The 25,862-nt window shown below is 68.5% G+C and carries 22 protein-coding genes; 12 read left to right on the forward strand and 10 right to left on the reverse strand.

The features are described from left to right. Positions 1 to 64: 64 nt before the first annotated feature. The 6 genes from SBP02_RS13530 to SBP02_RS13555 all read left to right on the forward strand — a co-directional run bounded on the left by SBP02_RS13530 (position 65) and on the right by SBP02_RS13555 (position 4,700). A complete protein-coding gene (locus SBP02_RS13530) occupies positions 65 to 871 on the forward strand; it encodes an alkaline phosphatase family protein (protein ID WP_318642420.1) in 807 nt (268 codons plus the stop codon). Continuing rightward, complete coding sequence (locus SBP02_RS13535; RefSeq protein ID WP_318642422.1) at positions 868 to 1,779, forward strand: ABC transporter permease; 912 nt, start codon at positions 868 to 870, stop codon at positions 1,777 to 1,779. Before SBP02_RS13530 ends, SBP02_RS13535 begins: the two co-directional genes overlap by 4 nt. Then, positions 1,766 to 2,563 carry an ABC transporter permease gene (locus tag SBP02_RS13540; RefSeq protein ID WP_318642424.1) on the forward strand — a complete coding sequence of 266 codons (798 nt, stop codon included), beginning with the start codon at positions 1,766 to 1,768 and terminating at the stop codon, positions 2,561 to 2,563. The genes SBP02_RS13535 and SBP02_RS13540 overlap by 14 nt, the downstream gene beginning before the upstream one ends. Continuing rightward, the gene (locus tag SBP02_RS13545) at positions 2,560 to 3,549 is read left to right on the forward strand and encodes an ABC transporter ATP-binding protein (RefSeq protein ID WP_318642426.1); all 990 of its coding nucleotides are present in this window, start codon (positions 2,560 to 2,562) and stop codon (positions 3,547 to 3,549) included. Before SBP02_RS13540 ends, SBP02_RS13545 begins: the two co-directional genes overlap by 4 nt. Continuing rightward, positions 3,549 to 4,202: an HAD family hydrolase gene (locus tag SBP02_RS13550; protein WP_318642428.1), complete on the forward strand. Its 654-nt coding sequence runs from the start codon at positions 3,549 to 3,551 to the stop codon at positions 4,200 to 4,202. Before SBP02_RS13545 ends, SBP02_RS13550 begins: the two co-directional genes overlap by 1 nt. 87 nt (positions 4,203 to 4,289) lie before the next feature. Then, positions 4,290 to 4,700 carry a hypothetical protein gene (locus SBP02_RS13555; protein ID WP_318642430.1) on the forward strand — a complete coding sequence of 137 codons (411 nt, stop codon included), beginning with the start codon at positions 4,290 to 4,292 and terminating at the stop codon, positions 4,698 to 4,700. Positions 4,701 to 4,723: 23 nt separating this feature from the next. Here the strand turns inward: SBP02_RS13555 and SBP02_RS13560 are convergent, their stop codons facing one another. Beyond that, positions 4,724 to 5,617 carry a LysR substrate-binding domain-containing protein gene (locus SBP02_RS13560; RefSeq protein WP_318642432.1) on the reverse strand — a complete coding sequence of 298 codons (894 nt, stop codon included), beginning with the start codon at positions 5,615 to 5,617 and terminating at the stop codon, positions 4,724 to 4,726. A gap of 858 nt (positions 5,618 to 6,475) precedes the next feature. Here SBP02_RS13560 and SBP02_RS13565 point away from each other — a divergent pair. Together SBP02_RS13565 and SBP02_RS13570 are read left to right on the forward strand one after the other, a co-directional pair. Then, entirely contained in the window at positions 6,476 to 7,603 is a 1,128-nt protein-coding gene (locus tag SBP02_RS13565; protein ID WP_318642434.1) for a TauD/TfdA family dioxygenase, read from the forward strand. Continuing rightward, positions 7,603 to 8,187 carry an HD domain-containing protein gene (locus tag SBP02_RS13570; RefSeq protein ID WP_318642436.1) on the forward strand — a complete coding sequence of 195 codons (585 nt, stop codon included), beginning with the start codon at positions 7,603 to 7,605 and terminating at the stop codon, positions 8,185 to 8,187. Before SBP02_RS13565 ends, SBP02_RS13570 begins: the two co-directional genes overlap by 1 nt. A 41-nt stretch (positions 8,188 to 8,228) precedes the next feature. Here the strand turns inward: SBP02_RS13570 and SBP02_RS13575 are convergent, their stop codons facing one another. The 6 genes from SBP02_RS13575 to SBP02_RS13600 all read right to left on the reverse strand — a co-directional run bounded on the left by SBP02_RS13575 (position 8,229) and on the right by SBP02_RS13600 (position 17,209). After that, entirely contained in the window at positions 8,229 to 9,206 is a 978-nt protein-coding gene (locus tag SBP02_RS13575) for a diguanylate cyclase (RefSeq protein WP_318642438.1), read from the reverse strand. Continuing rightward, positions 9,203 to 12,262 (reverse strand): PAS domain-containing protein, encoded by a 3,060-nt coding sequence (locus tag SBP02_RS13580; RefSeq protein ID WP_318642441.1) that lies wholly within the window; start codon positions 12,260 to 12,262, stop codon positions 9,203 to 9,205. Before SBP02_RS13580 ends, SBP02_RS13575 begins: the two co-directional genes overlap by 4 nt. A 445-nt stretch (positions 12,263 to 12,707) precedes the next feature. Then, positions 12,708 to 13,079 (reverse strand): RidA family protein, encoded by a 372-nt coding sequence (locus SBP02_RS13585; RefSeq protein WP_318642443.1) that lies wholly within the window; start codon positions 13,077 to 13,079, stop codon positions 12,708 to 12,710. 76 nt (positions 13,080 to 13,155) lie between these two features. Further along, entirely contained in the window at positions 13,156 to 14,718 is a 1,563-nt protein-coding gene (locus SBP02_RS13590; protein WP_318642445.1) for a BCCT family transporter, read from the reverse strand. 47 nt (positions 14,719 to 14,765) lie between these two features. After that, positions 14,766 to 15,755 (reverse strand): membrane dipeptidase, encoded by a 990-nt coding sequence (locus tag SBP02_RS13595; RefSeq protein ID WP_318642447.1) that lies wholly within the window; start codon positions 15,753 to 15,755, stop codon positions 14,766 to 14,768. Between the two features lie 11 nt (positions 15,756 to 15,766). Further along, positions 15,767 to 17,209 (reverse strand): aldehyde dehydrogenase family protein, encoded by a 1,443-nt coding sequence (locus tag SBP02_RS13600; protein ID WP_318642449.1) that lies wholly within the window; start codon positions 17,207 to 17,209, stop codon positions 15,767 to 15,769. Between the two features lie 93 nt (positions 17,210 to 17,302). On the opposite strand from SBP02_RS13600, the gene SBP02_RS13605 reads away from it, so the two are divergent. The 4 genes from SBP02_RS13605 (at position 17,303) to SBP02_RS13620 (ending at position 21,623) form a co-directional block, all read left to right on the forward strand. After that, positions 17,303 to 18,214 carry a LysR family transcriptional regulator gene (locus SBP02_RS13605; RefSeq protein WP_318642452.1) on the forward strand — a complete coding sequence of 304 codons (912 nt, stop codon included), beginning with the start codon at positions 17,303 to 17,305 and terminating at the stop codon, positions 18,212 to 18,214. A 179-nt stretch (positions 18,215 to 18,393) separates the two neighbouring features. After that, positions 18,394 to 20,115, forward strand: coding sequence for a hypothetical protein (locus SBP02_RS13610; RefSeq protein WP_318642454.1), 1,722 nt, complete (start codon positions 18,394 to 18,396; stop codon positions 20,113 to 20,115). Then, positions 20,115 to 20,861 carry a DUF3726 domain-containing protein gene (locus SBP02_RS13615; RefSeq protein ID WP_318642456.1) on the forward strand — a complete coding sequence of 249 codons (747 nt, stop codon included), beginning with the start codon at positions 20,115 to 20,117 and terminating at the stop codon, positions 20,859 to 20,861. The genes SBP02_RS13610 and SBP02_RS13615 overlap by 1 nt, the downstream gene beginning before the upstream one ends. A gap of 24 nt (positions 20,862 to 20,885) precedes the next feature. Beyond that, the gene (locus SBP02_RS13620; protein ID WP_318642458.1) at positions 20,886 to 21,623 is read left to right on the forward strand and encodes a TSUP family transporter; all 738 of its coding nucleotides are present in this window, start codon (positions 20,886 to 20,888) and stop codon (positions 21,621 to 21,623) included. Here the strand turns inward: SBP02_RS13620 and SBP02_RS13625 are convergent. Genes SBP02_RS13625 through SBP02_RS13635 form a run of 3 tightly spaced genes read right to left on the reverse strand, consistent with a single transcriptional unit; the run spans position 21,614 to position 25,821 of the window. Then, positions 21,614 to 22,690 carry a lipocalin-like domain-containing protein gene (locus SBP02_RS13625; protein WP_318642460.1) on the reverse strand — a complete coding sequence of 359 codons (1,077 nt, stop codon included), beginning with the start codon at positions 22,688 to 22,690 and terminating at the stop codon, positions 21,614 to 21,616. The genes SBP02_RS13620 and SBP02_RS13625 overlap by 10 nt on opposite strands. Continuing rightward, positions 22,680 to 25,151 (reverse strand): FtsX-like permease family protein, encoded by a 2,472-nt coding sequence (locus tag SBP02_RS13630; RefSeq protein WP_318642462.1) that lies wholly within the window; start codon positions 25,149 to 25,151, stop codon positions 22,680 to 22,682. Before SBP02_RS13630 ends, SBP02_RS13625 begins: the two co-directional genes overlap by 11 nt. Position 25,152: 1 nt before the next feature. Then, positions 25,153 to 25,821: an ABC transporter ATP-binding protein gene (locus tag SBP02_RS13635; RefSeq protein ID WP_318642464.1), complete on the reverse strand. Its 669-nt coding sequence runs from the start codon at positions 25,819 to 25,821 to the stop codon at positions 25,153 to 25,155. Positions 25,822 to 25,862 lie beyond the last annotated feature (41 nt).

Genomic DNA, 25,862 nt, shown 5'->3' on the forward strand with positions numbered 1-25,862 from the left:
GCCGGGGCCGCCCATCGGGCGCCCCGGTATTGTGCTTGAAACTGGTTTGGGAACAGTCACCTCCATGAAACACAACGTCATCCTGGTCGTACTGGATGGCCTGAATTACCAGGTGGCCCGGCATGCGCTGGGTCACCTGCAGGCCTATTGCGACGCCGGCCGCGCCGCGCTGTACCGGCTCGACTGCGAACTGCCGTCGCTGTCGCGTCCACTCTACGAGTGCATCCTCACCGGCGTGCCGCCCATCGCCAGCGGCGTGGTGCACAACGATGTGGTGCGCCTGTCCAACCAGCGCAGCATCTTCCACTATGCCCGTGCCGCCGGCCTGACCACCGCCGCCGCGGCCTATCACTGGGTCAGCGAACTGTACAACCGCGCGCCCTTCGAGGCGGTGCGCGACCGTCATACCGACGACGCCGACCTGCCGATCCAGTACGGCCACTTCTACTACGCCGACCACTACCCGGACTCGCACCTGCTGGCCGACGCCGAGCACCTGCGTCTGCGCCATAAGCCGAATTTCCTGCTGGTGCACCCGATGAACATCGACGACGCCGGCCACAAGCACGGCCTCGACAGCCCGCAGTACCGCAACAGCGCCCGCCGCGCCGACATCATCCTGGCCGACTACCTGCAAGCCTGGCTGGAGGCCGGCTACCAGGTGCTGGTCACCGCCGACCACGGCATGAACACCGACCGCTCGCACAACGGCCTGCTGCCCGAGGAACGGGAAGTGCCGCTGTTCGTCCTGGGCAGCGCCTTCAGCCTGGACGCCGCGGTCCGCCCCAGGCAGACCGAGCTGTGCGGCACCGTCTGCGAACTGCTCGGCGTGGAGCACGACAAGCCCGTCTGCCGGGAGCTGCTCAAATGACTAGCCGAATCGAATCCAGCGGCGAAATCGCCGCCACCCGGCCGGCCGTGACGCCGCAGCCTCGCGCCGCCTTCCACAGGCGCAGCAGGTGGCTGGCGGCGCTGTGCCTGCTGCCCTTCGCGCTGTTCTTCATCGCCTTCCAGGTCGCCCCGCTGGTCTGGGTCGCGGTGCACAGCCTGAGCGTCGGCGACGGCTGGGGGCTGGACCACTTCGAGAAGATCTTCGCCTCCAGGTTCTACCTGCAGGCGATCAAGCACAGCCTGCAGATCGCCTTCTGGTCGAGCCTGATCGGCATCGCCATCGCCATCCTCGGCAGCTATTCGCTGCGCCAGGTGGACTCGAGGCTGCGCGACTTCGTCATCGCCTTCTCCAACATGACCAGCAACTTCGCCGGGGTGCCGCTGGCCTTCGCCTTCATCATCCTGCTCGGCTTCAACGGCGCCCTGACCATCCTGCTCAAGCAGATCGGGGTGATCGAGGACTTCAACCTCTACTCCAAGACCGGCCTGATCGTGCTCTACAGCTACTTCCAGATCCCCCTCGGCGTGCTGCTGCTCTATCCGGCCTTCGACGCCCTGCGCGAGGACTGGCGCGAGTCGGCGGCACTGCTCGGCGCCGGCACCTGGGCCTACTGGCGGCACATCGGCCTGCCGGTGCTGACCCCGGCGCTGCTCGGCACCTTCGTCATCCTCCTGGCCAACGCCCTGGGCGCCTACGCCACGGTGTACTACCTGACCACCGGCAACTTCAACGTGCTGCCGATCCGCATCGCCGGCCTGGTCTCCGGGGACATCTCGCTCAACCCGGACCTGGCCAGCGCCCTGGCCATGGTGCTGGTCGGCCTGATGGCGGTGATCACCCTGGCCCACCAGCTGCTGCTGAAGAGGAGCTACCATGTCGCGCGCTGACACCGCCCCCGCCAGCCTCTACCACCGCCTGGTGGTCTGGCTGCTGTTCCTGATCCTGTTGCTGCCGCTGGCCGCCACCCTGCTCTATTCGCTGTCCACCAGCTGGGGCGCCACCGTGCTGCCGGACGGCCTGACCTTCAAGTGGTACCTGGCGCTGTGGAGCGATGCGCGCTTTCTCGCCGCCTTCGGCCAGTCGCTGCTGGTGTGCGTCGCTGCCCTGCTGCTGGCGGTGCTGCTGATCCTGCCGCTGCTGTTCGTGGTCCACTACCACTTCCCCAAGCTGGACGGGCTGATGAACATCCTCATCCTGCTGCCCTTCGCCGTACCGCCGGTGGTGTCCTCGGTGGGCCTGCTGCAGGTCTACGGCTCCGGGCCGCTGGCCATGGTCGGCACGCCCTGGATCCTGATCGGCTGCTACTTCACCATCGCCCTGCCGTTCATGTACCGGGCCATCACCAACAACCTGCAGGCGATCAACCTGCGCGACCTGATGGACGCCGCCCAGCTGCTCGGCGCCAGCACCTGGCAGGCGGCCTTCCTGGTGGTGCTGCCGAACCTGCGCAAGGGCCTGATGGTCTCGCTGTTCCTGTCCTTCAGCTTCCTGTTCGGCGAGTTCGTGTTCGCCAACCTGCTGGTCGGCACCCGTTACGAGACCCTGCAGGTGTACCTGAACAACATGCGCAACAGCAGCGGCCACTTCAACAGCGCCCTGGTGATCTCCTATTTCTTCTTCGTGCTGCTGTTCACCTGGGTCGCCAACCGTCTGAACAAGGACAAGTCATGAGTTACCTCTCCATCCGCGGGCTGCACAAGCGCTACGGTGCCACCCCGATCTTCAGCGACATCCACTGCGAAATCGGCCAGGGCGAGTTCGTCACCCTGCTCGGCCCCTCCGGCTGCGGCAAGTCCACCCTGCTGCGCTGCATCGCCGGCCTCACCGAGGTGGACGGCGGGCAGATCCTCCTCGGCGGCGAGGACCTGGTGCCCCTGGCGCCGCAGAAGCGCGGCATCGGCATGGTGTTCCAGAGCTACGCCCTGTTTCCCAACATGACGGTGCGGGGCAACGTCGCCTTCGGCCTGCGCATGCAGCAGGTGGACAAGGCGCAGAGCCGCCGCCGCGTGGACGAAGCCCTGGAGATGGTCGAACTGGGGGAGTTCGCCGAGCGCTACCCGCACCAGCTCTCCGGCGGCCAGTGCCAGCGGGTGGCCCTGGCCCGCTCGCTGGTCACCCGTCCGCGCCTGCTGCTGCTCGACGAGCCGTTGTCGGCGCTGGACGCGCGCATCCGCAAACACCTGCGCGAGCAGATCCGCAGCATCCAGCAGGAACTGGGCCTGACCACCCTCTTCGTCACCCACGACCAGGAGGAAGCGCTGGTGATGAGCGACCGCATCTGCCTGATGAACGCCGGCCAGATCGTCCAGAGCGGCGACGCCGAGACCCTCTACACCGCCCCCGTCGATGCCTTCGCCGCCGGCTTCATCGGCAACTACAACCTGCTCGACGCCAACAGCGCCAGCCGCCTGCTCGGCCGGCCGGTGGCCGGGCGCATCGCCATCCGCCCGGAGGCCATCGTCCTCGGCGGCCAGGGCGGCATCGAGGCCCAGGTGCGCGGCCACAGCCTGCTCGGCAACGTCATCCGCTACCGGGTCGAGGCCCGCGGCGTGGAGCTGCTGGTGGACGTGCTCAATCGCTCGGCGGCCGACCTGCACCCCAGCGGCCAGACCGTCGCCCTGAACATCGACGCCCACGCCATCCGCGAGGTGGCCTGATGGCTCTGGCAATCTTCGATTTGGACGAAACCCTGATCGCCGGCGACTGCGCCAGCCTGTGGAGCGCGGAGATGGCCCGGCTCGGCTGGGTCGACGGCGCCAGCTTCCTGGCCCGCGACCACGAGCTGATGGCGCTGTACGCCGAGGGCCGGCTGGCCATGGAGGACTACATGGCCTTCAGCCTCTCGCCCCTGGTCGGGCGCAGCGTGGCGAAAGTGGCCCATGTGGTCGAACCCTTCGTCGAGGCTGTGATCGAACCGCTGCTGTACGGCGATGCCGTCGCCTGCCTGGCCCGACACCGTACGGCAGGCGACCGCCTGCTGGTGATCTCCGCCTCGGCGCACTTCCTGGTCAGCGCCGTCGCCGCCCGGCTGGGCATCGAAGAGGTGCTGGCCATCGACCTGGAACAGCGGCACGGCTGCTACAGCGGCCACACCCAGGGCGTGCTGACCTACCGCGAGGGCAAGGTCAGCCGCCTGCAGGCGTGGCTGGAACAGCATGGCGGCGCCCTGGACGACGCCTGCTTCTACTCCGACTCGCGCAACGACCTGCCGCTGCTGCAACGGGTCGGCCGCCCCCACGCGGTCAACCCCGATCCGCTGCTGCGCATGCATGCCGAACGCGCCGGCTGGCCGATACTGAACTGGCGTTAGCGCTTCCCGACGCAGACGGGGATCTGTAACGTGGCGTCCTCGGGCCTACCCGCCCACTTTACCGATTCCCTGACCGCGGAGCGCTCCATGCCCCAGCTCGATCCCCAACTGGCTCTGGCCCGCCAGGCCGTCCTCGACCACCCGGAGTCCCAGGACTGCACCCTCTACCGCCCGGACGAGAACGACCCCGACGCCGAGGAGCGCGACCTGGGCGATGCCAAGGTACTCTTCGCCGGCACTTTCCAGCCACCGGCGGACTGGGATGCCGCGCAGCGGGACGAGTTCTACGGCGACAGCGCCCCCGAGCTGTTCATGAACGCCGCCCTCGAGTGCGAAGCCAAGCCCGAATCGGCCGCCTACTTCACCGCCGAGATCGGCGACTACGTGGCGACCATGCCGGGATTGGGCGAGGTGGTGATGTTCTATGTGCACGACCGCGTGGACGACGAGAACGGACGCCGCTACGTGCTGCAGCGTGACGACGAGTCGCTGGACTGAACCTGGGCCGGCGCAAGCCGCGCTCAGCTCAGCGCGGCCTGCGCGAACTCGGCCTGGAACCACTCGATAACCGGCTGGAGCAGGCTGCTGTTGCGGTGCTTGCTGGCCAGCAGGTAACCGTGATCACGCCGGACCACCCGGGGTTGCAGCGCCAGCAGCCGGCCTTCGGCGAGCGGCTGCTGCACCAGCTCCGACCAGCCTAGCGCCAAGCCCTCGCCCTGCAGCGCCGCCCCCAGCAGCAACGGGTAATTGTTGAACTTGAAGCGTGCCGCATCCGCGACGGGCGCCAGGCCCGCCAGGCTGCACCAGCGGGCCCAGTCGAGCCAGCGCGGGTTGTTCTGATCCATGTGCAGCAGCGGCACCCGCGCCAGCACCGCCTCGTCCACGCGACCGGCCAAGCCATGGCGCCGGGCGAAAGCCGGGCTGCAGATGGGGAACACCACCTCCTGAGCGAGCTGCACCTCGTTGTGCCGACAACTGCCCAATTGGCCGAAGCGGATGGCGATGTCCGCCTCGGCCATTTCCAGGGCCGACTCGGAGTCCGCCGGGGCAATCTCGAAGCGGTAACGGGGAAACGCCTGCTGCAAGGCGCCCATCCGGGGCAGCAGCCAGGCATGGGCAAAACCGAAATTGGCGGCGATCGACAGGCTCGGCTCGACGGCCTGGGCCTCGTCACGCAGTTTTGCCACCGCCGTATTGATGCTCGCCAGCGCGCCGGCCAGCTCGCCGTAGAGGAAACGGCCCTGTTCGGTGGGCGTCAGCCTGTTGCCGGAACGGTCGAACAACACCCGCCCGATGCTGTCCTCCAGCACGCGGATGCGCTGTGAAATCACCGGCTGCGTGGTGCCCTGCTCCTGAGCGGCGGCCGTCATGGAGCCCAGGCGATAGGACGCCTCGAACGCGACCAAGGCTTTCATCGAAGGGGGATGGTTGCGCTCGGTTCCCATAAGAGTTCTGCTTACCTCGGCTACAAGAGAAAAGGTCTGTGCAGCCCGCAGCAAAGATGCTTATCCTAGGCGGCGCAACGGCTGCGGACGCACGTAGCATCGCGTCCGGCAGATCGTGGCACACTCATGCGGCTCGATCCAAGCGACGCCTCGTCAGCCCGATCGAGCTGCACAGCAAAAATAAAAACAAGGGTCACCCGTATATGGCATTAGCCAAACTCTTCAAGCTGACGCTGGGCAACCGGCGCATACCTCACGCCGCCCCCAAGGCGCGACTCGACTCGATGGCCAGAACGGCCACGCCCGGCCCAGCGCCTGCCCGCCAGTCACGGGAAATCCCGGTCCACCGCTGGCTGACCCCGCCGCTGGTCTAGATCGCGCACCAGCGCGGGACGGCAGCGACCACCCCGGGCCTCGGCCAGGGCCGAGGCGCTGAGCCCCGCATCCCGCCGCGAAGGCTGGCTCCCTGCAAGGCAGCCAGCCGATGCCCAGCACGACTCGATCCGGAGCGCCGCTGCCGTTTCGACGCCCCTCTCGGGCGCCTGCTCGCACCACGCTCCGCCGCCACCGCCGAGCGACTTCTCCGCCCCCAGCCCATGCCTCAACGCTCGGGGTCCAAGGGATCAGTGCATAAATTTTCTGCATGCCTGGGCATCAACTTATGGCCCAGTGCCGGATTCCGGCCGGGTGAGTACCATGCGCCGAAGACACCAGGGAACACATACCGGGCAAGCCTCCCGACCGGGCCAATAGCCCGGCCAGTCGTGGTGCCGCACCACCCGCGACCAGCCCCCGTCCGCCCACTGTCCTGCAGCATGGAGTGAGCCTGTGAATACGATCGAGTTCATCTTCGAACAGACCCGCCCGGCGGTCCACGTCCGCCTCCGCGGCGAGCTAACCGAACTGCCTGCGCTGTGGCTGCGCGAACGCACCCAGGACCCGCTGCAGCTCGACAGCAAGACCCAGCAGCGGCTGTTCGACTCCCACGCGATCGACCCGGACATCGTCTTGCGCTCGGTCGAACCCATCACCGCGACACAAGCCTGGCTCGAGTTCAGCGATGGCCATCGCAGCCTGTACGACTGCTCGCGCCTGGGTGCGGAGCTGTCCCAGGACGACGGTTTACCGACCGCCATCGCCTGGGACAGCTCGCTCGACCAGGCCGCGATGCGCTTCCACTGGCCTGACATGGCCGCGCCTACTGGCTTTCTCGCGGCCCTCGAGACCTACCTGAAACACGGCTTCATCATCCTGACGGGAGTCCCCACCGCCTCCGAAAGCATCCTCGAAGTGGCCAGCAAGTTCGGTTACCTCAAGGAAACCAATTTCGGGCGCTACTTCGAGGTCTACTCCCGGCCCGACGCCAACGATCTGGCCTACACCGGCGTGCACCTGGGCCCCCATACCGACAATCCCTATCGCGATCCGGTGCCGGGCATACAGCTGCTGCACTGCCTGATCAATGAGACCTCCGGCGGCCTGTCGACCCTGGTGGACAGTGTTCGCGTGGTCAGTGAGCTGGCCGCGACAGACCCCGAAGGCTATCGCCTGCTCAAGGACACCGCGGTCAAGTTCCGTTTCATCGACCGGGGCACCGAGCTCGTCAGTCACAAGCCGATCATCAAGACCGATGCGCAGGGCCGCACGCTGGGCGTGCACTACAGCCCGCGCCTCGATGGCCTGCCGCTGATTCCTGTCGAGCACATGAAGGCCTTTCACCGGGCACGCCAGCGCCTCGGTCAGCTGTTCTGCGATCCGGCCTACGAGATCCGCTTTCCCCTGCGAGCCGGCGAACTGATGCTGTTCGATAACAGCCGGGTTCTGCACGGTCGTACCGGCTTCGATCACTCCGAGGGCCGCCGGCACCTGCAAGGCTGCTACATCGACCTAGATGGCCCGCGCGAGCGCTACGCCAGCCTCCACCTCCAGCCAGAAACCGAAAAGGACGCAGCCTGATGCACAGCGTGAACTTCACTCAGATGAAAGACGGCACGCGCGAGGAGTACCACTTCCTCGAGCGCCTGGAAAACGAGTTCAACCAGAACCTGCCGGAGCGCATTCTCAAGGCCCTGGCCGCACTGGAGCACAGCCTGAGCGGCTACCGGGTGAGCCGCTTGCAGCACTCGCTGCAGAGCGCGGCCCGGGCCGAGGCCGACGGGGCCGACGAGGACATGATCGTCGGTGCCCTGATCCATGACATCGGCGATGACCTGGCCCCCTACAACCACTCGCAACTGGCGGCGGCAGTCATCCGGCCCTATGTGCGTGGCGAGGTCACCTGGGTGCTGCATCACCATGGCCTGTTCCAGAACTACTACTACGCGCACCACTTCGGCGGCGATCGCCACGAGCGCGACAGGTACCAGGATCACCCGGCCTACCAGCTGTGTGTGGATTTCTGCGAGAAGTGGGACCAGGCGTCGTTCGACCCCAGCTACCCGACCCCGGACCTGGAATACTTCCGGCCTATGGTCCAGCGCGTCTTCAGCCGCAAACCCTTCGACCCTGCGGTGATAGGCGAAGAATATTCGCTGGTGTGAATGCCCCGGGGCCTAGGCGGCCCGCTCGCTGGCGCCGCGACTCAGCGCTGCGCCGCAGCGTCGCGATCCGCCGGGCTCAGGGCGCAGCAGACGCGCCCGCGTCCCTGCTTCTTGGCCCGATAGAGCTGAGCATCGGCCAGGGCAATGAGCGCTTCGCAGCTGTCGCTCGAGTCCGCCCCCAGCACGGCCACGCCGATGCTGATAGTCACCACTGGGGCGACATGGGAGTCGAGGTGTTCCAGATTGAGCCGGCGCACCGCATCCACCAGCCTTTGCGCGATGACGCGTGCACCCGCCTCGTCCGTTTCCGGCAGCAGGAAGACAAACTCCTCACCGCCGTAGCGCGCCACCAGGTCGCCGGGGCGGCTCATGCTCGCCCTCAGCAACGACGCGAGCTGACGCAGGCACTCGTCACCGGCCTGATGACCATAACGATCGTTGTAAGGCTTGAAGAAGTCGACATCGATCATCAACAGCGCCAGCGGGCTGCCGCTGCGGCGGCAACGGCGGAACTCCAGCTCCAGCCGCTCCTCGAACTGGCGACGATTGGCGATGCCGGTCAGGCCGTCGACGAAGGCCATCTCGCGCAGGCGATCGGTCTGAAACTTCAGCGCCAGGTGGACATTGACCCGATTGCGCAAGGTCAGCGGGTTGAAGGGCTTGCTGACGAAGTCGACTCCACCGGCGGCCCAGCAGGCGGTCTCCTCGTCCAGGGACTCACGCGCGGTGACGAAGATCACCGGGATCGCCTGGGCCTCCGGCAGCTTCTTCAGGCGCCGACACAGCTCCCGCCCGTCCATACCCGGCATCATGACATCCAGCAGAATCAGGTCCGGTACCGAGCTGGCGCACATGTCCAGGGCCTGCTCGCCGCTGGTGGCCATGAACACCTCATGCTCGGCGGAAAACAGCTGGTGGATCAACCGGACGAAGACCGGCTCGTCATCGACCACCAACAGGCGTGCGCGTCGACCACCAAGATCATAAGGGCCTGGCCCGATGCCGTAGTTTGCAGTCATTCCCTCTCCCTGCCTTCCAACAAAACCTGGCACTGCTCCGCCGCCGCGGAGAAATCGAGTCGCCCTATCGCCTCTCCGAGTTGGGCGAACAAGGGCGAAGCGGCGTCCTGATAGTGCGCGCTCAACCGGTCGTAGGCGAACACTGCGTCCATATTATTGGCCTCCAACAGCTGCCTCAACGCCAGCAGCTCCTCCCGCGGTAGCACTTCGCCCATGCCCGCACCTGTCGGTGCCGCTTCCTCCTGCATCTGCGCGAGCAGTGCCTCGGCCGCATCGACCGCTTCGCGACCGGCTTCCTCCAGCGCTGCGCGCAGCGCCGCCCAACGATCGGGCGTGCAGTCGCCGGCGAGCAGCTGGCCGGCCTCACCCGCCAGTGAGGCGAACACCTCGGCACCCAGGGTGGCGGCGAGCCCCTTCAGGTTGTGCAACCGGGCGGCGAGTCGCTCGCAACCTTCATCGAGCGTAGTCGGAAGTTCGGCCAGCTGCGCCCGGGCATCGGCGGAGAACTTGGTCAGGGCCCGCCGGTAGATCGCCCGGTTGCCGTCGAAGCGGCGCAACGCAGTGGCGCTGTCGAGCACGGCCCGTGATGCCTGCAGCGGCGCCATGGGCGTGGGCGTGGGCGTCGCCACCGCCGCGGCCCGGCCGGTCAGCCCCTGGATCACCGCGATCAGAGTCGCCAGCTCGAACGGCTTGCCGACATGTTCGTTCATCCCCGCCGCCAGCGCGGCGGCACGGTCGTCCGGCATCGCGTTGGCGGTCATGGCGATGATCGGCAACTGCTCGGGAGCATGCTGGCGGCGAATCTCCCGGGTGGCCTCGTAGCCATCCATGCCCGGCATCTGAATATCCATCAGCACCGCATCGAAGGGCGTCTCGGCATGTTCGACCGCGTCGACCCCGGCCTGGCCGTCGCTGGCGACCTCCACCTCGGCCCCGGCGCTGACCAGCAGCGCCTGGGCCACCAGTTGATTGGTGGGATTGTCCTCGACCAGCAGCAGGCGCAGCCCGGCCAGTTCCCGCGACCTTGGGCTGGCGTTTGCGCTGGCCCTGGTCGCCCCGCCCACGTCCGCCGCCGGGGCTGTCGCGACAGTGGCGGGCTCGGCGGTCCTGGCCGGGCGGTTCTCGGTTGCCGGCGGCTCGCGCCGGCCCTGCACTTGCCGCGGGATGTCCACGGCCGTGAAGACGAAGCCCTGGATGGCCCCCCCCTCACCGCGCAACGCGGTAATCGTCAGCAACACCAGGACACGCGAGCCATCCTTGCGAATCAGGGTCCACTGTTGCTGGTTGGGCAGGTTGCGCCGGGACTTGCCGAGCAAAGTCGCCAAGCCCGGTGCCGGCGCCTGCCGCAGTTCTCCCGAGACGACCTCGGCACGCTGCGCGACTTCCTGCGAGTCGTGCCAGAGCGGCGTCTGCCGGCCGATCAGCTCCTCGGCGGCGTAGCCAAGCAAGCGCTCGGCGGCCGGGTTGCACAGGGTGACGACGCCCTCCAAATCGGTGGCGACTACGGCATGACCGGCCTCGGCGAGGATCGCCTGGGCCAGGGCAGCGGAACCTGCCACCTGCTCCTGCGCCGGGTGCCCATGCACGGTTTGCAGCGCCTGGGCAGGAGCCTGTGCCTGGGGCTGCGCGCCGATAGCGCGGATGGTGTCGGCCAGCCCGACCACGTCGCCAGACGGGTCGACCAGGGGGCTGACCGTCAGGCTTACCGACAGCAGGCTACCGTCCTGACGCCGACGCATGCGCTCGACGCCGGGCAGCGCTTCGCCGCCCAAGACGCGCAGGTGAAGCATGCGGTCCTCGTCGACCTGCGCCTGGGGCACTATCAGCTCGGCCAGACGCTGACCGATCGCCTCTTCGGCAGGGTAGCCGAACAGCCGCTCGGCCGCCGGATTCCAACTGGTGACCAGGCCGTCCGGCGAACTGCCGATGATCGCATCCCGGGAGCCCGCCACTATCGCCGCCAGCTCGGTCCGGCTACGGTGCAGCGCCCGACGCTGCCAATGCAGGGCGATGGCCAGCAGGGCGACGAGCAGCCCACCGCCGAGCAGCGCCAGCCCGGCAGTCCAGCGCGCCCTGGTCACCGCGGCCGTGACGACAGTGTCCGCCATGGCCAGGGTGAGGGTCAGGTCACGCTCATCGCCCGTGCCCGGATTGAGCGCCATCCGGCGGCTGATGGCATAGGCGCCGGTACCTGGCGCCAATACGACCGGCTGCATGCGCTCCCCGGGCGCATCGGCTCCGCGGAACTCGTCCTGCCAACGCCGGGTTCGGGCGCTGCCCGCCATGCCGCTGCCGGAATCCGGATGCAGCAGGAAGTCGCCGTCCCGAGTGCTCACGTAGACCCGCAACTGCCGCTCGTCCGGGCTGGCTCGTAGCGAGGCCAGCAGCCGGCTGGCATCCAACTCGACCAGCACGATGGCGAACAGCGCGCCATCGTCGCCGATGACCGGGGCCGCCACCCGCATCGTCAGCACCGCCGACGACTGTTGCTCGGCGCTCCCTGGCTCCTGCTCGATATCCGAGACGAACACCTCGTTGTTGCGCAGCCTGACGGCCTCCCGGAAATAGGTACTATCGCCCCTGCGCTGTAGCTGGGAGGGGTCCAGCACCTGGACCCGGCCGCCGCGCTGAACGATCCGCGCTAACTCGCGCCCCCCATCGGCGACGCCGATCAGGCTGACCTGAAGCACGTTGGGGGTGGTGGTGGCGAAGGCGGAGAAGATGCTTTCCAGGCGCCGCTGCCAGGCTTCCTGGGAGATCTGCTCGAGCGCATCGAAACCCTGATTGCGACTGGCCCGCGCCAGGCCGAAAACGGGCGGCAGCTTGGCGAGCAGGCGCACCTGATGGCGGCGTCGGTCGACCTGGCGCGCCAGGGACTCCAGGCGCAGCTGACTCGACGACTGCAGCCCGTAGTTCAACAGGGCCAGCATGTGCTCCCGTTCGGCGCGCCCGGCAACGCCGGTCACCAGGCTAACCAAGCCTCCCCACAGCAGCAGCGCACCGAACACCCACCGCCAATCGAGGGCGCGTAACGGATTGGCTCTGATTGGGCCCACTCACTCGCTCCTTCGACTCAGATGACGCAGGGTGCACTGGAAGTCGCCCCTGGCGGGCGAGCACCTTAGCGTCGGCCCCGGGACAGGCCGCATGCTGCCTGCAGATCGCTCGAACCACAAGCTGCCAGTGCGCCGCAAGCCCGCCAGGCGCCCCCTGCGCAGGCCATCGCCAGGGCGGCCTACCCCATTGAAGGTAGCCGATTGCCCGCCATCACGCGCGCCGCCAGGCGAAGCCATGGGGCAGCGTGCTGCAGGTGGCCGGCAAAATCGACGCCGCGGACGGCGCGCAACAAGCGCCGCCGCTCTTGTGGAGCCTGGGCGCTTGCGCGGAGGGGGTATGGAGAAAGACCGCCGGGACGGTGTGATGGCCAGCCCGGCGGGATGAGTGCCCTGGGGGCACTCGCTGCGCTGCCGTGGGTCACGGCCGGCGCGGCAGCAAGGCGAATCAGGCGGCCGCGTAGACCACCAGTTCCACCAGCATTTCCTCGCGCGCCAGGCCGGCGATGACCATGGCGGCACGATTCGGGTAAGGCGCCTGGAAGTATTCGGCGTAGAGCGCATTGACCGTGGCCAGGTAGCTGCGGTCGGTGACGTAGATCAGCACCTGGGTCACGGCGTCCAGACCCAGCCCCGCGCATTCGAGGGTGTGCTTGAGGTTGTCCAGGGTCTGCCGGGTCTGCGCCTCGATGCCGCCGGGCACCACCTGGCCCTGGGCGTCGATGGGGATCTGCGCGGTGTACAGGGTGCCGTTGCCGATCACCGCCCACTCCAGCGGGGCCTTGGACGGAAACAGCTGGGTCTTCACGGCCTGTTTCATGACGTGCTCCTGGTTCGAGAGAGGAATAAAAAAGAGGGAGGCGGCTTGCGCCACGCTCCCCCAAAAGTTGCGGGGATTAGAGCCCTTGCTCGTCGGCCATGCGCTTGGCGATCTGTGGCGCGTTCCACAGCGACGGCAGCAGGATCAGCGACACCGGCACGGCGGTGATGACGATGAAGGATTGCAGTGCGCTGATACCGCCCGAACCGATGGAGATCAGCAGGGCCGCCACCACGCCCATCATCACGCCCCAGAACACGCGGATCTCGGCACGGGGATGGTCGTTGCCGGTCATCACCATGGAGATGGTGTAGGTCATGGAGTCGCCGGTGGTGGTGACGAAGATCACCGTGAGGATCAGGAACAGCACCGACATCAGGTAGCCCAGGGGCAGCTGCGCGGTGATCGCCAGCAGGGCACCGGGCAGGTTGAAGCCAGCGAAGGCCTCGGACACCGAGCCGGGGTTGCTCAGCTCGAAGGACAGCCCGCTGCCACCGACTATGGTGAACCAGAAGCAGGTGATCAGCGGCGCCACCACCGAGATGGTCAGCACCAGCTCGCGCAGGCTGCGGCCGCGGGAGATACGGGCGACGAACATCGCCATCAGCGGTCCGTAGCCGAGGAACCAGCCCCAGAAGAACACCGTCCACCAGTCCAGCCAGGCCGGGTCGGCGCGGAAGGTCGCCATGGGGATGAACTTGTCCAGGTAGATGCCCATGGCCTGCAGGTAGCCATCGACGATGAAGCCGGTCGGGCCGAACAGCAGGATGAACAGCATCAGCGCCACCGCCAGCACCACGTTGATCTGGCTCAGCCACTGGATGCCGCGGGCCACCCCGGACACCGCCGAGAGGGTGTAGACCGCCACCAGCACACCGATGATGCACAGCTGGGTGCCATAGTCGTTGCTGATGCCGAACAGCTTCTCCAGGCCGAAGCTGACCTGCAGGCCGAGGAAACCGATCGGGCCGATGGTGCCGGCGACCACCGCCAGCACGCAGCAGGCATCGACCAGGGCACCGAACCAGCCGGTCATGACTCGCTCGCCGAATACCGGGTAGAGCAGCGTACGCGGCTTGAGCGGCAGGCCCTTCTCGTAATGCAGGTGCATCAGCACGACGCCGGTCAGGCTGCCGAGGATCGCCCAGGCGAGGAAGCCCCAGTGCATGAAGCTCTGCGCCAGCGCGTTGTAGGCGGCCTGCGGGGTGCCGGTCTCGCCGCCGTGCAGCGGCGGCGGCGAGAGGAAGTGGGCCATGGGCTCGGCCGCGGCCCAGAACACGCCGCCGCCGGCCAGCAGGGTGCACATGATCACGCAGACCCAGGTGAAGGTCGGCATCTCCGGTGCCGCCAGGGCGCCGAGGCGCACCCGGCCGGTGCGGCCGAGGGCCAGGTACAGGCCGATGCCGAAGGTCAGCAACAGCAGCACCTGCCAGTAGGCGCCGAACAACTTGGTCGACCAGGCGAAGGCCGTGTTGACCCACTGGGTCATCAGTTCGATGTCCCACAGGGCGAGAAGCGCGAACAGCAGGACGAAGCCTCCGCTGATGAGGAACACCGGGATGTCCACGCCCTGCAGCAGCTTGCCTTTGTCGCTCATCACGGGAGCCCCCGCTTGGGTAGCCGATTGCGTGCTATTCATTACAGCCTCCTGACAAGGATCTTGTACTTGTTGGTTGTTCAGGACAGTTACTGGGCAGGCTTGAGACCCTGTTCCAGGGTGCGTAGCCAGTTGAGGCCCATCACCTTGGCGGTATCCTCTGCAGTGAAACCGCGCTGCAGCAGGCCCTGGGTGATAGTGGGGAAATCGCGGCTGTCGCCGAACCAGCCGAGCGGCTTGGGCCAGTCGGCGTTACTCGCCGAGCCCTCGCCATAGTCAACCTGCTTCGACCAGCGGCCGCTGCGCATCCACTCCAGCACCGACTGCGGCTGGTTCTGGCACAGGTCGGTGCCGATGCCGATGTGGTCGATGCCCATCAGGTCGGCGGTGCGCGCGACCATGTCGCAGAACTGCGCCAGGGTGCAGTCCGAGCCGTTGTGCAGGTGGAAGGGATACAGGCTGAAGCCGAGCAGGCCGCCGGAGCGGCCCAGCTCGCGCAGCACGGTCTCCGACTTGTTGCGCTTGGCCGGGTGGAAGAACCCCGGGTTGGCGTGGGAGATGATGATCGGCCGGCTCGACAGCTCGATCGCCTCCAGAGTGCTGCGCTCGGCGCTGTGGGACATGTCGATGAGCATGCCGACCCGGTTCATCTCGGCGATGGCCTGCTTGCCGAAGCGGGTGATGCCGCTGTCGCTGCCCTCGTAGCAACCGGTGGCCAGCAGGCTCTGGTTGTTGTAGGTCAGCTGCATGATCAGCAGGTTGAGCTGGCGGAACACCTCGATCAGGGCGATATCGTCCTCGATCGGCGAGCAGTTCTGCGCGCCGAAGAACACCCCGACCTTGCCCAGCTGCTTGGCCCGGCGGATGTCAGCGGCGCCCGCCACCGGCATGATCAGGTCGCCGTGCTGCTCGAAGCGGCGGTTCCACTCGCCGAGGCGGCTCAGGGTCTCGCGGGCATTCTCGTGGTACACCAGGGTGGCGTGCACGGCGCTGACGCCGCCTTCGCGCAACTGGGTGAAGATCTCGCGGGACCAGTTGGAGTACTGCAACCCGTCGATGACTATCAGTTCGTCATGCATGGCGCACGCCCTCAGGCACGGATGTAGGTGGTCTTGACCACGGTGTAGAACTCGCGGGCGTAGGTGCCCTGCTCGCGCGGGCCGAAGCTGGAGTTCTTGCGGCCGCCGAACGGCACGTGGTAGTCGGTGCCGGCGGTCGGCAGGTTGACCATCACGCAACCGGTCTTGGCGCGGCGCTTGAAGTCGCTGGCGACCTTCAGCGACTGAGTCATGATCCCGGCGGTGAGGCCGAAGTCGGTGTCGTTGAGGGTGGCCAGGGCCTGCTCGTAGTCATCGACCTTGATCACGCAGGCGATCGGCCCGAACACCTCGTCGCGGTTGATCTGCATGTCGTTGCGGGTGTCGACGAACAGCGCCGGGCGCATGTAGAAGCCCTCGTACTCCTCCTCGATACGCTCGCCGCCGCAGGCCAGGCGGGCGCCCTCGGCCTTGGCCTGCTCGATGTAGCGCAGGTTCTGCTCCAGCTGCTTGCCGTCGATCACCGCGCCGATCTGCATGCCTTCGCGCAGCGGGTAGCCGACCTTGAGCTCGCCCATGCGCTCGACCAGCCGGGCGACGAAGCGGTCATGCACACCGGCGGTGACGATCAGCCGCGAGGAGGCGGTGCACTTCTGCCCGGTGCCGAAGAAGGCGCCGTTCAGGGCACAGTCCACGGCCTGCTCCAGGTCGGCATCGTCCAGCACGATCAGGGCGTTCTTGCTGCCCATCTCCAGCTGGCAGCGGACGAAGTTGACCGCGGTGGCGGCGGCCACCTTGCGCCCGGTCTCCACCGAGCCGGTAAAGCTCAGCGCATCGATCTTGGGCGAGTGGATCAGCGCATCGCCGACCGTGGCGCCGCTGCCCATGACCAGGTTGAAGGTGCCGACCGGCAGGCCCTGGCGGGCGATGATCTCGGTCAGCGCCCAGGCACTGGCCGGCACCGCGTTGGCCGGCTTGAACACCACCGCGTTGCCGAAGGCCAGGGCCGGGGCGATCTTCCAGGCAGCGGTGGCCATGGGGAAGTTCCAGGGGGTGATGACGGCGACCACGCCCACCGGCTCGCGGCGGGTCTCGATCTCCACGCCGGGGCGCACCGAGTCGGCGGTCTCGCCCATCTGACGCAGCACTTCGGCGGCGTAGTAATGAAAGAACTGGCCGGAGCGGTAGACTTCACCCATGCCCTCGGCGAGGGTCTTGCCCTCCTCCCGGGCCAGCTGCTCGCCCAACTCGGCCTTGCGCGCGATCAGTTCGTCGCCGATGGCCATCAGCACCTGGTAGCGCTGCTCGAGGCCGCTCTGCTGCCACTGCGCCTGGCCGGCCCGGGCCGCGGCCAGGGCCTGCTCGACCTGCCCGGCATCGGCCTGGGCGTAATGACCCAGCACGTCCTGAACGTTGGCCGGGCTGATGTTGGCCAGGCTGCTGCTGCCGGTGACCCACTCACCGTTGATGTAGTTGCGGAAGATATCAGTGGACATGTGCGCCTCCTCTCAAGCTGTAGCCGAATGGTAGGCGCCGTCCGAAATAAACTAAAATTAATAGTAAATATTGTTTGATAAGGAAAACTTACCATGTTGCCCGAGCTGAAGATCGCCCAACTGCGGCATTTCGTCTGGGTCGCCGAGCTCCAGGGTTTCCACGCCGCGGCGGAGAAGGCGCACCGCACCCAACCGGCGATTTCCCTGTCGATCCGCGACCTGGAGGGCAAGCTCGGCCAGCCCCTGTTCGAGAAGCGCAACGCCCGCGCTGCGCGGCCGGAGCTGACCCCCTTCGGCGTGCAGTTCATGGTCTACGCCAAGGAGCTGATCGCCCACCACGACCGGGTGGTCAACGACATGAACCTGATCGCCCAGCACAAGTCCGGGCACCTGCGCATCGCCTCGGTGCCCTCGATCGCCAGCCGCCTGCTGCCGGACATCCTCGCCCGCTTTATCGGCGAGGCCACCGACCTGCACGTCAGCCTGTTCGACGACAGCTCCGAGGCGGTGCTGGCGATGGTGGAGAACCAGCAGGTGGACTTCGGCATCGCCAGTCTGTGGGAGGCGGACAGCGACATCCGCTTCACCCCGATCTGGGAGGACAGCATCGGCGTGGTCTGCCGCGACGACCACCGCCTGGCCGGCGAGGCGCAGCTGAGCTGGCAGCAGCTGCGCGGCGAGCGGCTGATCGCCAACGGCACCTCGCGCCTGCTGGCCGGCACCGAGGCCGAGGAGCTGGTGGCCGACTCGCAGTTCTATATGTCCAACATGATTTCCCTGCTGGCCATGCTCGAGGCCGGCATGGGCATCACCACCCTGCCGCGCTTCGCCTTTGCGGCGGGACATGAGCGCCTGCGCTTCATTCCCCTGAGCGATCCACTGGTCAGCCGCGACATCGGCATCGTCTGCCTGGCCAACCGCTCGCTGCCGGTGGCGGCCCAGGCGCTGTTCGAGTTCATCCTGCGCGAGGCCGAGCTGAATCCGGCCCGGGCCGACAACGGCTGATCCTGATTGAAACCACCAAGTAGATAAGTTTCACTTATCAGCTGATAGGCCGATCTGAATTGCTCGGGCCGCGGCCTTGCACCACCATCGACGGCAGAAAACAACAATCCGCCGCACTCGCACGGCCCGTGCATGGGCCCGATTACCGAGTGCGCACTGCGCCAGTCGAGGGCAAGCCTATGAGCACTCCTTCCAGTATCGATCCGGCCAAGCAGGGAGCGCAGGCGCTGCCCATGCGTCCGGCCTCCGTGGTCATGGACCTGGAGCGTCTCGGTAGCCTGCACCAGAGCCGCCTGAGCTTCATGCGCAGCCTGGTGCGCAAGGTCATGCGCGAGGGCTGGCGCATCGAGCCGCGCCGCTTCGAGCTGGACGCCGAGGGCTACGGCACGGTGATCTACCGGGTGCAGACCAGCGGCGATCTGTTCAGCTTCGTGCTGTTCTCCCAGTACCTGGCGCCGGAAAATCGCAACGACCGGGTCATCGCCACCGAATGGGACCTGACCATGGCCCTGTGCGAGGGCGAGGTGGACGACGAGTATGTCGAGTTCCTGCGGCGCAACGTGCCGCTGCAGGAAGCCGGCCGCCTGGATTCGCGAGTGATGGTGCTGTCGCGAGCCAACCGCAGCGTGCGCAATTTCGACTCGGTGGTGGTGGCGCTGAGTGCCGGCCAGCAGCCGGAGGTCGAACAGATCGCCCGGGTCGGCTACCTCTATCGCACCACCGCGGTGTATGGCAGCGGCAAGCTGGGCATGGCCGACTGGGAGAAGGTCAGCGGCAAGCACCCGGACTTCGCCCGGCCCTACGCCGCCGAGATGTTCGTCTGCTACATGCTGCGCAACTTCAGCCTGCTGCAGGCCGAGCACATCGCCCGCCAGCGCGCACCGCACACCGCCGTGGCGCTGCAGCCGCAGCTCAAGCGCTACTTCGGCATCGGCAACTCCACGGGCCTGGGCATGGCGCCCTATCTGATCAACCACCCGCAGCTGGTCAGCCGCTGGATCGAGATGCGCGAGCTGGCCCTGGCGCGGGTCTGCGGCCTCGGCCAGGTGACGGCCGAGCGCCTGGCCCGCCTGCAGTCGCTGGTCGTACGCGGCATCCGCCATATCGAGCAGACCGTCACCGAAGACGCCTGGCAGACCGAACACAACCAGCGGGTGCTGGAGGACCTGGCCAGGCTGCAGGACTGGCTCGCCAGCCAGCCGCTGCAGAGCTGGGCGCAGTTGCAGGACTGGTCGGCGCGCATGCTCGGCCTGCAGGGCCAGGAACTGCTCAACTGCATCCTGCTGGAACTCTACCCCGAGCTGGTCGACAACCTGGAAGATCGCCTGACCCTGGTCGAGAGCCTGGAGCTGCAGCCGCAGATGCCGGCCGCCGAGCTGCGCGCGCTGATCGAGCGGCACTACGCCTGGGCCCTGGCCATCGATTTCGACGCCGAGGGCGCCACCGAGACCTTCTGGTACCGCTCCGAGGAGAAGCAGGAGCCGCGCCTGGGCAACTGCAGCCTGGAGAGCGGCCGCGACAAGCAGATGCCCCTGGGCATCGGCTACCTGGCGCAGCAATGCCACCGTCAGCTGTGCGCCTACCTGGCCGAGCACCCCGGGCAGTGCACCGCCAGCTTCCTGCTGCGCCACCCCGAGCAGCGCGGCATAGTGCGGCGCATGCAGAGCATGGCCAGGACCCACTACGGCGAGATTCAGGCCAACCTGCTGGACCGCGACGTGCTGCCCATGCACCTGTTGCGCTGCAAGCTGGCCTTCTTCGGCGTCAGCAAGTTCGACCCGCGCTCGCGTCTGTGGGTGCGCAACACCATGTTCCAGGGCGCGCCGCTGCTCGAAGACATCGGTCAGCCGTTCGAGGACGACTGGTTCCTGCCCCTGGCCCCGACCCTGGAGACCCGCTGATGCTGATTTCGTCGAATGAACTGACCGCCCTGCTCAAGCGGGTATTCGAGGGCATGGGCTACCCGGTCGGCGCGTACGAGGACGCCGCCGCCCTGGTCAAGTGGCTGCAGCTGCACGGCGAGCTGGGCTTCGGCGAACTGCAGCGGGCCCTGCCCTATGTCGCCGACCGCAGGCGCCCGGCGCTGCAGCTGCTGGCCGAGGAGAGTCAGGCGCTGCTGTTCGACTGCCATGGCCGCAGCGCCCTGAACTGCCTGCCGAGCATCGTCGAGCTGGCCGAGACCAAGGCCCTGGAACAGGGCTGCGTCAACGTCAAGGTGCGCAACTGCCACAACCGCAAGTTCGTCCTCAAGCTGCTGGTCGACTGCGCGCGCCAGGGCATCAGCGGCCTGGCCTACTGGCAGAACGGCAAGCAGCCGGTCAGCGAGCACGTCGCCAGCATCGCCGCCGGCGCCGCCTACCCGAGCTACAGCGAGGCCCTGCTGGTCGATCCCGCCACGGCCGACACCCAGACCCTGACCCTGCTGCTGAGCACCCGCATCGACCTGCTCGGCCAGCTGCACGGCAACGCCAGCCAGCGCAGCGGCTACCGCCAGGTCGGCCCGGAACAGTTCGCCCGCGCCGGCCAGGGTGCCCTGGAAGGCGGCATGGATATCTCCATCGAGCTGTGGCAGCAGCTCAACCAGCTGGCCGAGGCGGTGCTGGTGGAGAACTCCGAGCAGTCGCGCAGCGGCGCCGGCGGCCGCTGACCGCGGGCGACGGGTCACGCCCGCATGAGCTACAGCGCCCTCGAGTGCCTGGCGCTGCTGATCGTGCTGGGCGGCTGCCTGGTGCAGGCCCTGCTGGGCATCGGTTTCGCCCTGCTGGCCGCCCCCCTGCTGTACCTGCTCGACCCCGGCTATGTGCCGGGGTCGGTCCTGCTGCTGGGCTTCCTCCTGGCCTGCTGCATGCTGCTCGGCGAGCGCCGGGCCCCGGCCTGGCGTCGGCCGCTGCCGGCCATCCTCGCGCGGCTGCCCGGGGCCTGGTGCGGCGGCCTGCTGCTGGGGCTGCTGCCCGGCGCCTGGCTCGGCCTGCTGCTGGGCGCCAGCGTGCTGCTGGCGGTGCTGTCCAGCTACCGCTGGCTGGCGCTGCGCTGCAGCCCGCGTAACCTGGCCATCGCCGGCTTCTGCTCGGGGCTGATGGGCACCGCCACCGCGGTGGGCGGGCCGCCTATGGCCCTGGTCTACCAGGACCGCGCCGCGGCCGAGACCCGCGCCGAGCTGGCCGCCTTCTTCCTGCTGACCACCCCGGTTTCGTTGCTGGCGCTGCTCTACCAGGGGCGTCTGCCCCTCGACCACCTGCTCGACTCGCTCAAGCTGGCTCCCGGCGTGCTGGCCGGCTACGGCCTGGCGCTCGCTCTGCGCGGGCGCTTCGATCGGCACAACCCGCGGCGGCTGTTGCTGCTGCTCGCCATGCTGGCCGCCGTCGGCCTGCTGCTGCTCAGCCTGTGGCGCCTGGCGGCTCAGCGGTAACCGGTCATCTCCAGATAGCCCACCCCCGCATGGCTGCCGGCGAAGCGGATCGGCCCCTCCCAATAGGGAAAGCGCGTGGCCATCCAGGCCTGCTCCTGCAGCGGCACGGTGTCGATGGCCAGGCCCTTGGCCGGGACGCGCAGGGTCCAGGCGGTCGGCAACCGGCGGCCGGCGACCCGGCTGTGGTGGCGCGGGATCATCTGGATATCGCCCCCGGCGAGGGCCTGGCTGCTGCCATCGGCGGCGATCCAGGTGCCGGCGCGGTAGGGCTGGCCGTCGGCGTGGCGCAACTGGAACAGCATGAGCTTCTCGCCCGAGTCCAGATGCAGGGAGAACCAGTCCCAGCCCAGCTGGTCGGCCGCCAGCGGCTGGCTGCTCCATTCGCGGTCGAGCCAGGCCTGCCCGGTCACCGCATAGCTTTGGCCGTTCAGTTCGACCCGGCCCTCGGCCTGGAGAAACGGCTGGCTGTAGTAGTAGGACGCCTGACCCTGGCCGGACTTCTGGCTGTAGCCGCCGTCGCCGTGCAGCACCGGCCCCTGGTCGCTGGTCAGGTGCAGGCGATAGGCGAAATCGCGGCCGCGGGCCTGCAGCTGCAGCTCGCCCAGGCCGCCCTGATCCGGCGACAGGCTGCGCAGCTGCCAGTCGTCGACCCAGGCACGGAGCGGCGTCGCCTCGACCCCGGCCTGGCCGATTCCGCCGCGGGCGAAGGTTTCGGCGAAGCGATGGCCGTCGGGGCCGGTCAGGGCCGCGTGGCCCATCCACAGCTGGCGGTTGCTCCAGTCCGCGGCGTTGGCGCCGGGCTGCAGGGCATTGCGAAACAGCGTCCACTGCAGGCCCCAGGCGCGGCCTTGCTCATCCTCGAGGTTGGCGGTGAGGTACCACCACTCGATGCGGTAGTCCGGGTGGGCGCCGTGGTCGGCCGGGAACGTCATGGCCCTTCCCGGCTCGACCCGGGCGAAGGCGTCGGCGGCGCGGCCGAGCCCGGCGAAGCCCTCCGGCGGCGCCTCGCCCTCGCAGGCGACCAGCAGCAGCCCCGCGAATGCCAGTCCGACGGCCCTAGCGTTCATCGACGAAACTCCGCAGTAGCGCGGCCGGAGTACAGTGACCGAGTCGCCACAAAGGCCCGGCGGCGGCCAGCAGACTGGCCAGCAGCGCCAGGCCGGACAACTGCAGCAGTTGCCCGGGGAAGACCTGCAACGGCAGGCGCCAGCCGAAGGCCTGCACGTTGATCACCGCCACCAGCCACCAGGCCAGCAGCAGCCCCAGGGGCAGCACCAGCAGCAGGGTCAGGGCGGCCAGCAACAGGGTCTGGCCGAGACTCAGCCAGGCCAGTCGCGCCCGTGTCACTCCCAGTGCCCAGAGCGGCGCCAGCTGGTTCAGACGACCCTGGCCGAGGGTCAGCAGGCTGATGAACAGGGCCACCCCGGCCACCCCCAGGGTCAGGCTGTTGAGCGCCGTGGTGGCGGCGAAGGTGCGCTCGAACACCCGGCTCGACCAGGCCTTGAGCGTCGTCTGGTCGATCAGCCGGCTGTCGTCCAGGGCGAAGCGCGCCTGCAGCGCCTGGATCAGCCCGGGCACGTCCTCTCCGGCCAGGCGCAGGCCGAAGCTGCGCGGCGCCAGCCCCGGCCAGTGGCGCTGCAGGCCAGTCGCCTCGACCAGCAGGTGGCCCTTGGGATTGCCATAGTCGGCGTAGATGCCCAGCACCTCCAGCGTCCAACCGCCCTGGGGGCTGGGCAGGCGGAGGCGCTCGCCCAACCGCAGACCCAGGCGCCGCGCCAGTTGCTCGCTGAGCAGCAGTCCCTGGCCGGCGGCCAGGCGCTCCCAGGCATCGTGCGAGGCCTGCAGCAGCGGCCAGTGCGCGCGGTAGTGGGGGTGATCGCGAATGCCGGTCAGCTGGGTCGGCCAGCCCTTGAGCGGCAACTCGACCCGCCAGCTCGGCAGCACGGCACGGACCTCGGGGCGCCGTTGCAGCCAGCTCTCGATGGCCACGCTCTGCTCTGCATCGGTCGGGGTCAGGTACAGCTCCGCGGCCAGGCGCTGGTCGAGCCAGGTGCCGAAGGTCTGGCGAAAGCCCTCGGTCATGCTGCCGACCCCGACATTCGCCGCCAGGGCCAACAATAGTGCCATCAGCGCCAGGGCCAGGCCCGGCAGCTGTTGGCGACTGTCGGCGACGAACCACTGCGCGAGCGGCCGCCGGCAACGGGGCAGCACCGCCCGCAGCAGCCCATCCAGCAGCACCGGCAGGAGCAGGGCCGCACCCAGCAGCAACGCGGCGAGGCCGACGAAGCCGGTCTGCAGGCTGTCGCCCAGCCACAGCGTCAGCCCGGCCAGCAGTCCCAGGGCCGCGGCCAGCCAGGCCTGGCGCCGCAGACCTCGCGCCTGGGCCTGCTGCCAGGCCTGCGGCTGGGCCAGGGCCAGCACCGGCAGGCGGGCGGCGCGCAACAGGCTGCCGGCGCCGGCCAGCAGGGCGCCGAGCAGGCAGATGGCCAACGCGCCCCACCACCAGCTCGGCGCCAGGCCGAGCTGCCCGGCCACTTCGGCGCCATACAGGCCGCGCAGGCTGGCCGCCACATCCGGCAGCAGCCAGGCCGCCAGGCCATAGCCGCTGAGCAATCCGGCCAACCCGCCGAGCAGCCCCAGCGCGAGCAGCTCCAGAGTGAGCGCCAATAGCAGACCGCGCAGACTGACCCCGCAGGCGCGCAGGCTGCGCAGCAGCGCGCGACGCTGCTCCAGGGCCAGGCCGATGGCGGCATGCGCGATAAACAGGCCGACGACGAAGGCCAGCAGGCCCAGGGCGCTGAGGTTGAGGTGAAAGCTTTCGGTGAGCTGCGCCAGGCCGACCGCCTCCTCGCCACGGCGCAGCACCAGCTGCCCGGCCAGTTGCTGCGGCAGCTCGGCTTCGCCGAACGCGCCATCCAGCAGCAACCGCGACAACTGCCCGGGGGCGTCGAGCAGGCGCTGGGCCACGCCGATATCGACCAGCAGCACGCCCGGCGGCAACCCGGGCCAGGCCTGCAGCGGCGGCAGGGCCTGGCCGGTGACGCGGAGCGGCCGAGCGCCTGGCGCCAGGCCCAGTTGTGCCAGGGTCTCGACGGCAATCCAGGTACGCCCGGGAGGGCCGAGGAAACGGCTCAGCTGCTGGTGTCCGGCCGCCCGTCCGGCCAGAGCGCTGCCGGCGGGCAGGGTCAGGGGCTCGATGCCGATCAGCTGCAGGCGCTGCTCTTCCAGCCCGCGCAGGCGCAGAGGGCCTTGCAGCAGCGGCGAGACCGGCCAGCCGGCCCGGCGCAACTCGACGAAATGGCGCTGCGGGAACAGCCCGCCGTGCCGCGCGACGAGGGCGTAGTGGCGATCGCCCCCGAACAGCTGGCTGGCCCGGGCATAGCTGTCGCGGGCCTGGCCGTTCAGCGCCTGCACCCCGACCCACAGGCCGCAGGCCAGCCACAGGCCGGTCAGCACGGCGAACAGCTGCACGGGGTGACGCCGCCAATGGTTGGCCAGGGCGAGCAGGGTCCACCCCAGCACGGCCACCTCAACAGCCCTCGGTTGCCAGCAGGCATCCACCCTGCAGACGCAGGCGGCGCTGCAGGCGCGCCGCCACCCGTGGACTGTGGGTCACCATCAGCAGGCTGGTGCTGCTGCCGGCGAGCAGTTCCAGCAACAGCTCCAGCACCTCGTCGGCGCTGCGCTCGTCCAGGCTGCCGGTGGGCTCGTCGGCCAGCAACAGCGACGGCCGCGCGGCCAGCGCCCGGCCCAGGGCCACGCGCTGCTGCTGACCGACAGAAAGCTGCTCCGGATAACGCTGCAGCAAGGCCGCCAGGCCCAGGCGCTCGCTCAGCTCGGCCTGCCAGTGCGGATCGTGGCGCCCGGCCAGACGCGCCTGGAAGGCCAGGTTGTCGGCGACGCTCAGGCTGGCGATCAGGTTGAACTGCTGGAACACCAGGCCGATGCCACTGCGCCGCCAGGCCGCCAGGCCGGCTTCGTCGAGCCGCTCCAGGGCGCGGTCGCCGGCCCGGATGCTGCCGGCATCGGCGCGGTCGAGCCCGGCTATCAGGTGCAACAGGGTGCTCTTGCCGCTGCCGGACTCGCCCATCAGCGCCAGGCTGGCGCCGGCATCCAGCTGCAGCTCGACCCCGCGCAGCACCGGCAGCGGCCCCTGGGGGGTCGGGTAACTCTTGTACAGGCCCTCAATGCTGAGCATCCGCATGCACCTTAGCGCCTTGGCCCATGGCGAATGCCGGG

The organism is Pseudomonas benzenivorans, assembly GCF_033547155.1.
GTDB lineage: Bacteria > Pseudomonadota > Gammaproteobacteria > Pseudomonadales > Pseudomonadaceae > Aquipseudomonas > Aquipseudomonas benzenivorans_B.

What these genes read in the sequence shown, in the direction of transcription:
- SBP02_RS13530 (WP_318642420.1), top strand. Translation starts at nt 65, where the DNA reads ATGAAACACAACGTCATCCTGGTCGTACTGGATGGCCTGAATTACCAG.
- SBP02_RS13535 (WP_318642422.1), top strand. Translation starts at nt 868, where the DNA reads ATGACTAGCCGAATCGAATCCAGCGGCGAAATCGCCGCCACCCGGCCG.
- SBP02_RS13540 (WP_318642424.1), top strand. Translation starts at nt 1,766, where the DNA reads ATGTCGCGCGCTGACACCGCCCCCGCCAGCCTCTACCACCGCCTGGTG.
- SBP02_RS13545 (WP_318642426.1), top strand. Translation starts at nt 2,560, where the DNA reads ATGAGTTACCTCTCCATCCGCGGGCTGCACAAGCGCTACGGTGCCACC.
- SBP02_RS13550 (WP_318642428.1), top strand. Translation starts at nt 3,549, where the DNA reads ATGGCTCTGGCAATCTTCGATTTGGACGAAACCCTGATCGCCGGCGAC.
- SBP02_RS13555 (WP_318642430.1), top strand. Translation starts at nt 4,290, where the DNA reads ATGCCCCAGCTCGATCCCCAACTGGCTCTGGCCCGCCAGGCCGTCCTC.
- SBP02_RS13560 (WP_318642432.1), bottom strand. Translation starts at nt 5,617, where the DNA reads ATGAAAGCCTTGGTCGCGTTCGAGGCGTCCTATCGCCTGGGCTCCATG.
- SBP02_RS13570 (WP_318642436.1), top strand. Translation starts at nt 7,603, where the DNA reads ATGCACAGCGTGAACTTCACTCAGATGAAAGACGGCACGCGCGAGGAG.
- SBP02_RS13575 (WP_318642438.1), bottom strand. Translation starts at nt 9,206, where the DNA reads ATGACTGCAAACTACGGCATCGGGCCAGGCCCTTATGATCTTGGTGGT.
- SBP02_RS13585 (WP_318642443.1), bottom strand. Translation starts at nt 13,079, where the DNA reads ATGAAACAGGCCGTGAAGACCCAGCTGTTTCCGTCCAAGGCCCCGCTG.
- SBP02_RS13590 (WP_318642445.1), bottom strand. Translation starts at nt 14,718, where the DNA reads ATGAATAGCACGCAATCGGCTACCCAAGCGGGGGCTCCCGTGATGAGC.
- SBP02_RS13595 (WP_318642447.1), bottom strand. Translation starts at nt 15,755, where the DNA reads ATGCATGACGAACTGATAGTCATCGACGGGTTGCAGTACTCCAACTGG.
- SBP02_RS13600 (WP_318642449.1), bottom strand. Translation starts at nt 17,209, where the DNA reads ATGTCCACTGATATCTTCCGCAACTACATCAACGGTGAGTGGGTCACC.
- SBP02_RS13605 (WP_318642452.1), top strand. Translation starts at nt 17,303, where the DNA reads ATGTTGCCCGAGCTGAAGATCGCCCAACTGCGGCATTTCGTCTGGGTC.
- SBP02_RS13610 (WP_318642454.1), top strand. Translation starts at nt 18,394, where the DNA reads ATGAGCACTCCTTCCAGTATCGATCCGGCCAAGCAGGGAGCGCAGGCG.
- SBP02_RS13615 (WP_318642456.1), top strand. Translation starts at nt 20,115, where the DNA reads ATGCTGATTTCGTCGAATGAACTGACCGCCCTGCTCAAGCGGGTATTC.
- SBP02_RS13620 (WP_318642458.1), top strand. Translation starts at nt 20,886, where the DNA reads ATGAGCTACAGCGCCCTCGAGTGCCTGGCGCTGCTGATCGTGCTGGGC.
- SBP02_RS13625 (WP_318642460.1), bottom strand. Translation starts at nt 22,690, where the DNA reads ATGAACGCTAGGGCCGTCGGACTGGCATTCGCGGGGCTGCTGCTGGTC.
- SBP02_RS13635 (WP_318642464.1), bottom strand. Translation starts at nt 25,821, where the DNA reads ATGCTCAGCATTGAGGGCCTGTACAAGAGTTACCCGACCCCCCAGGGG.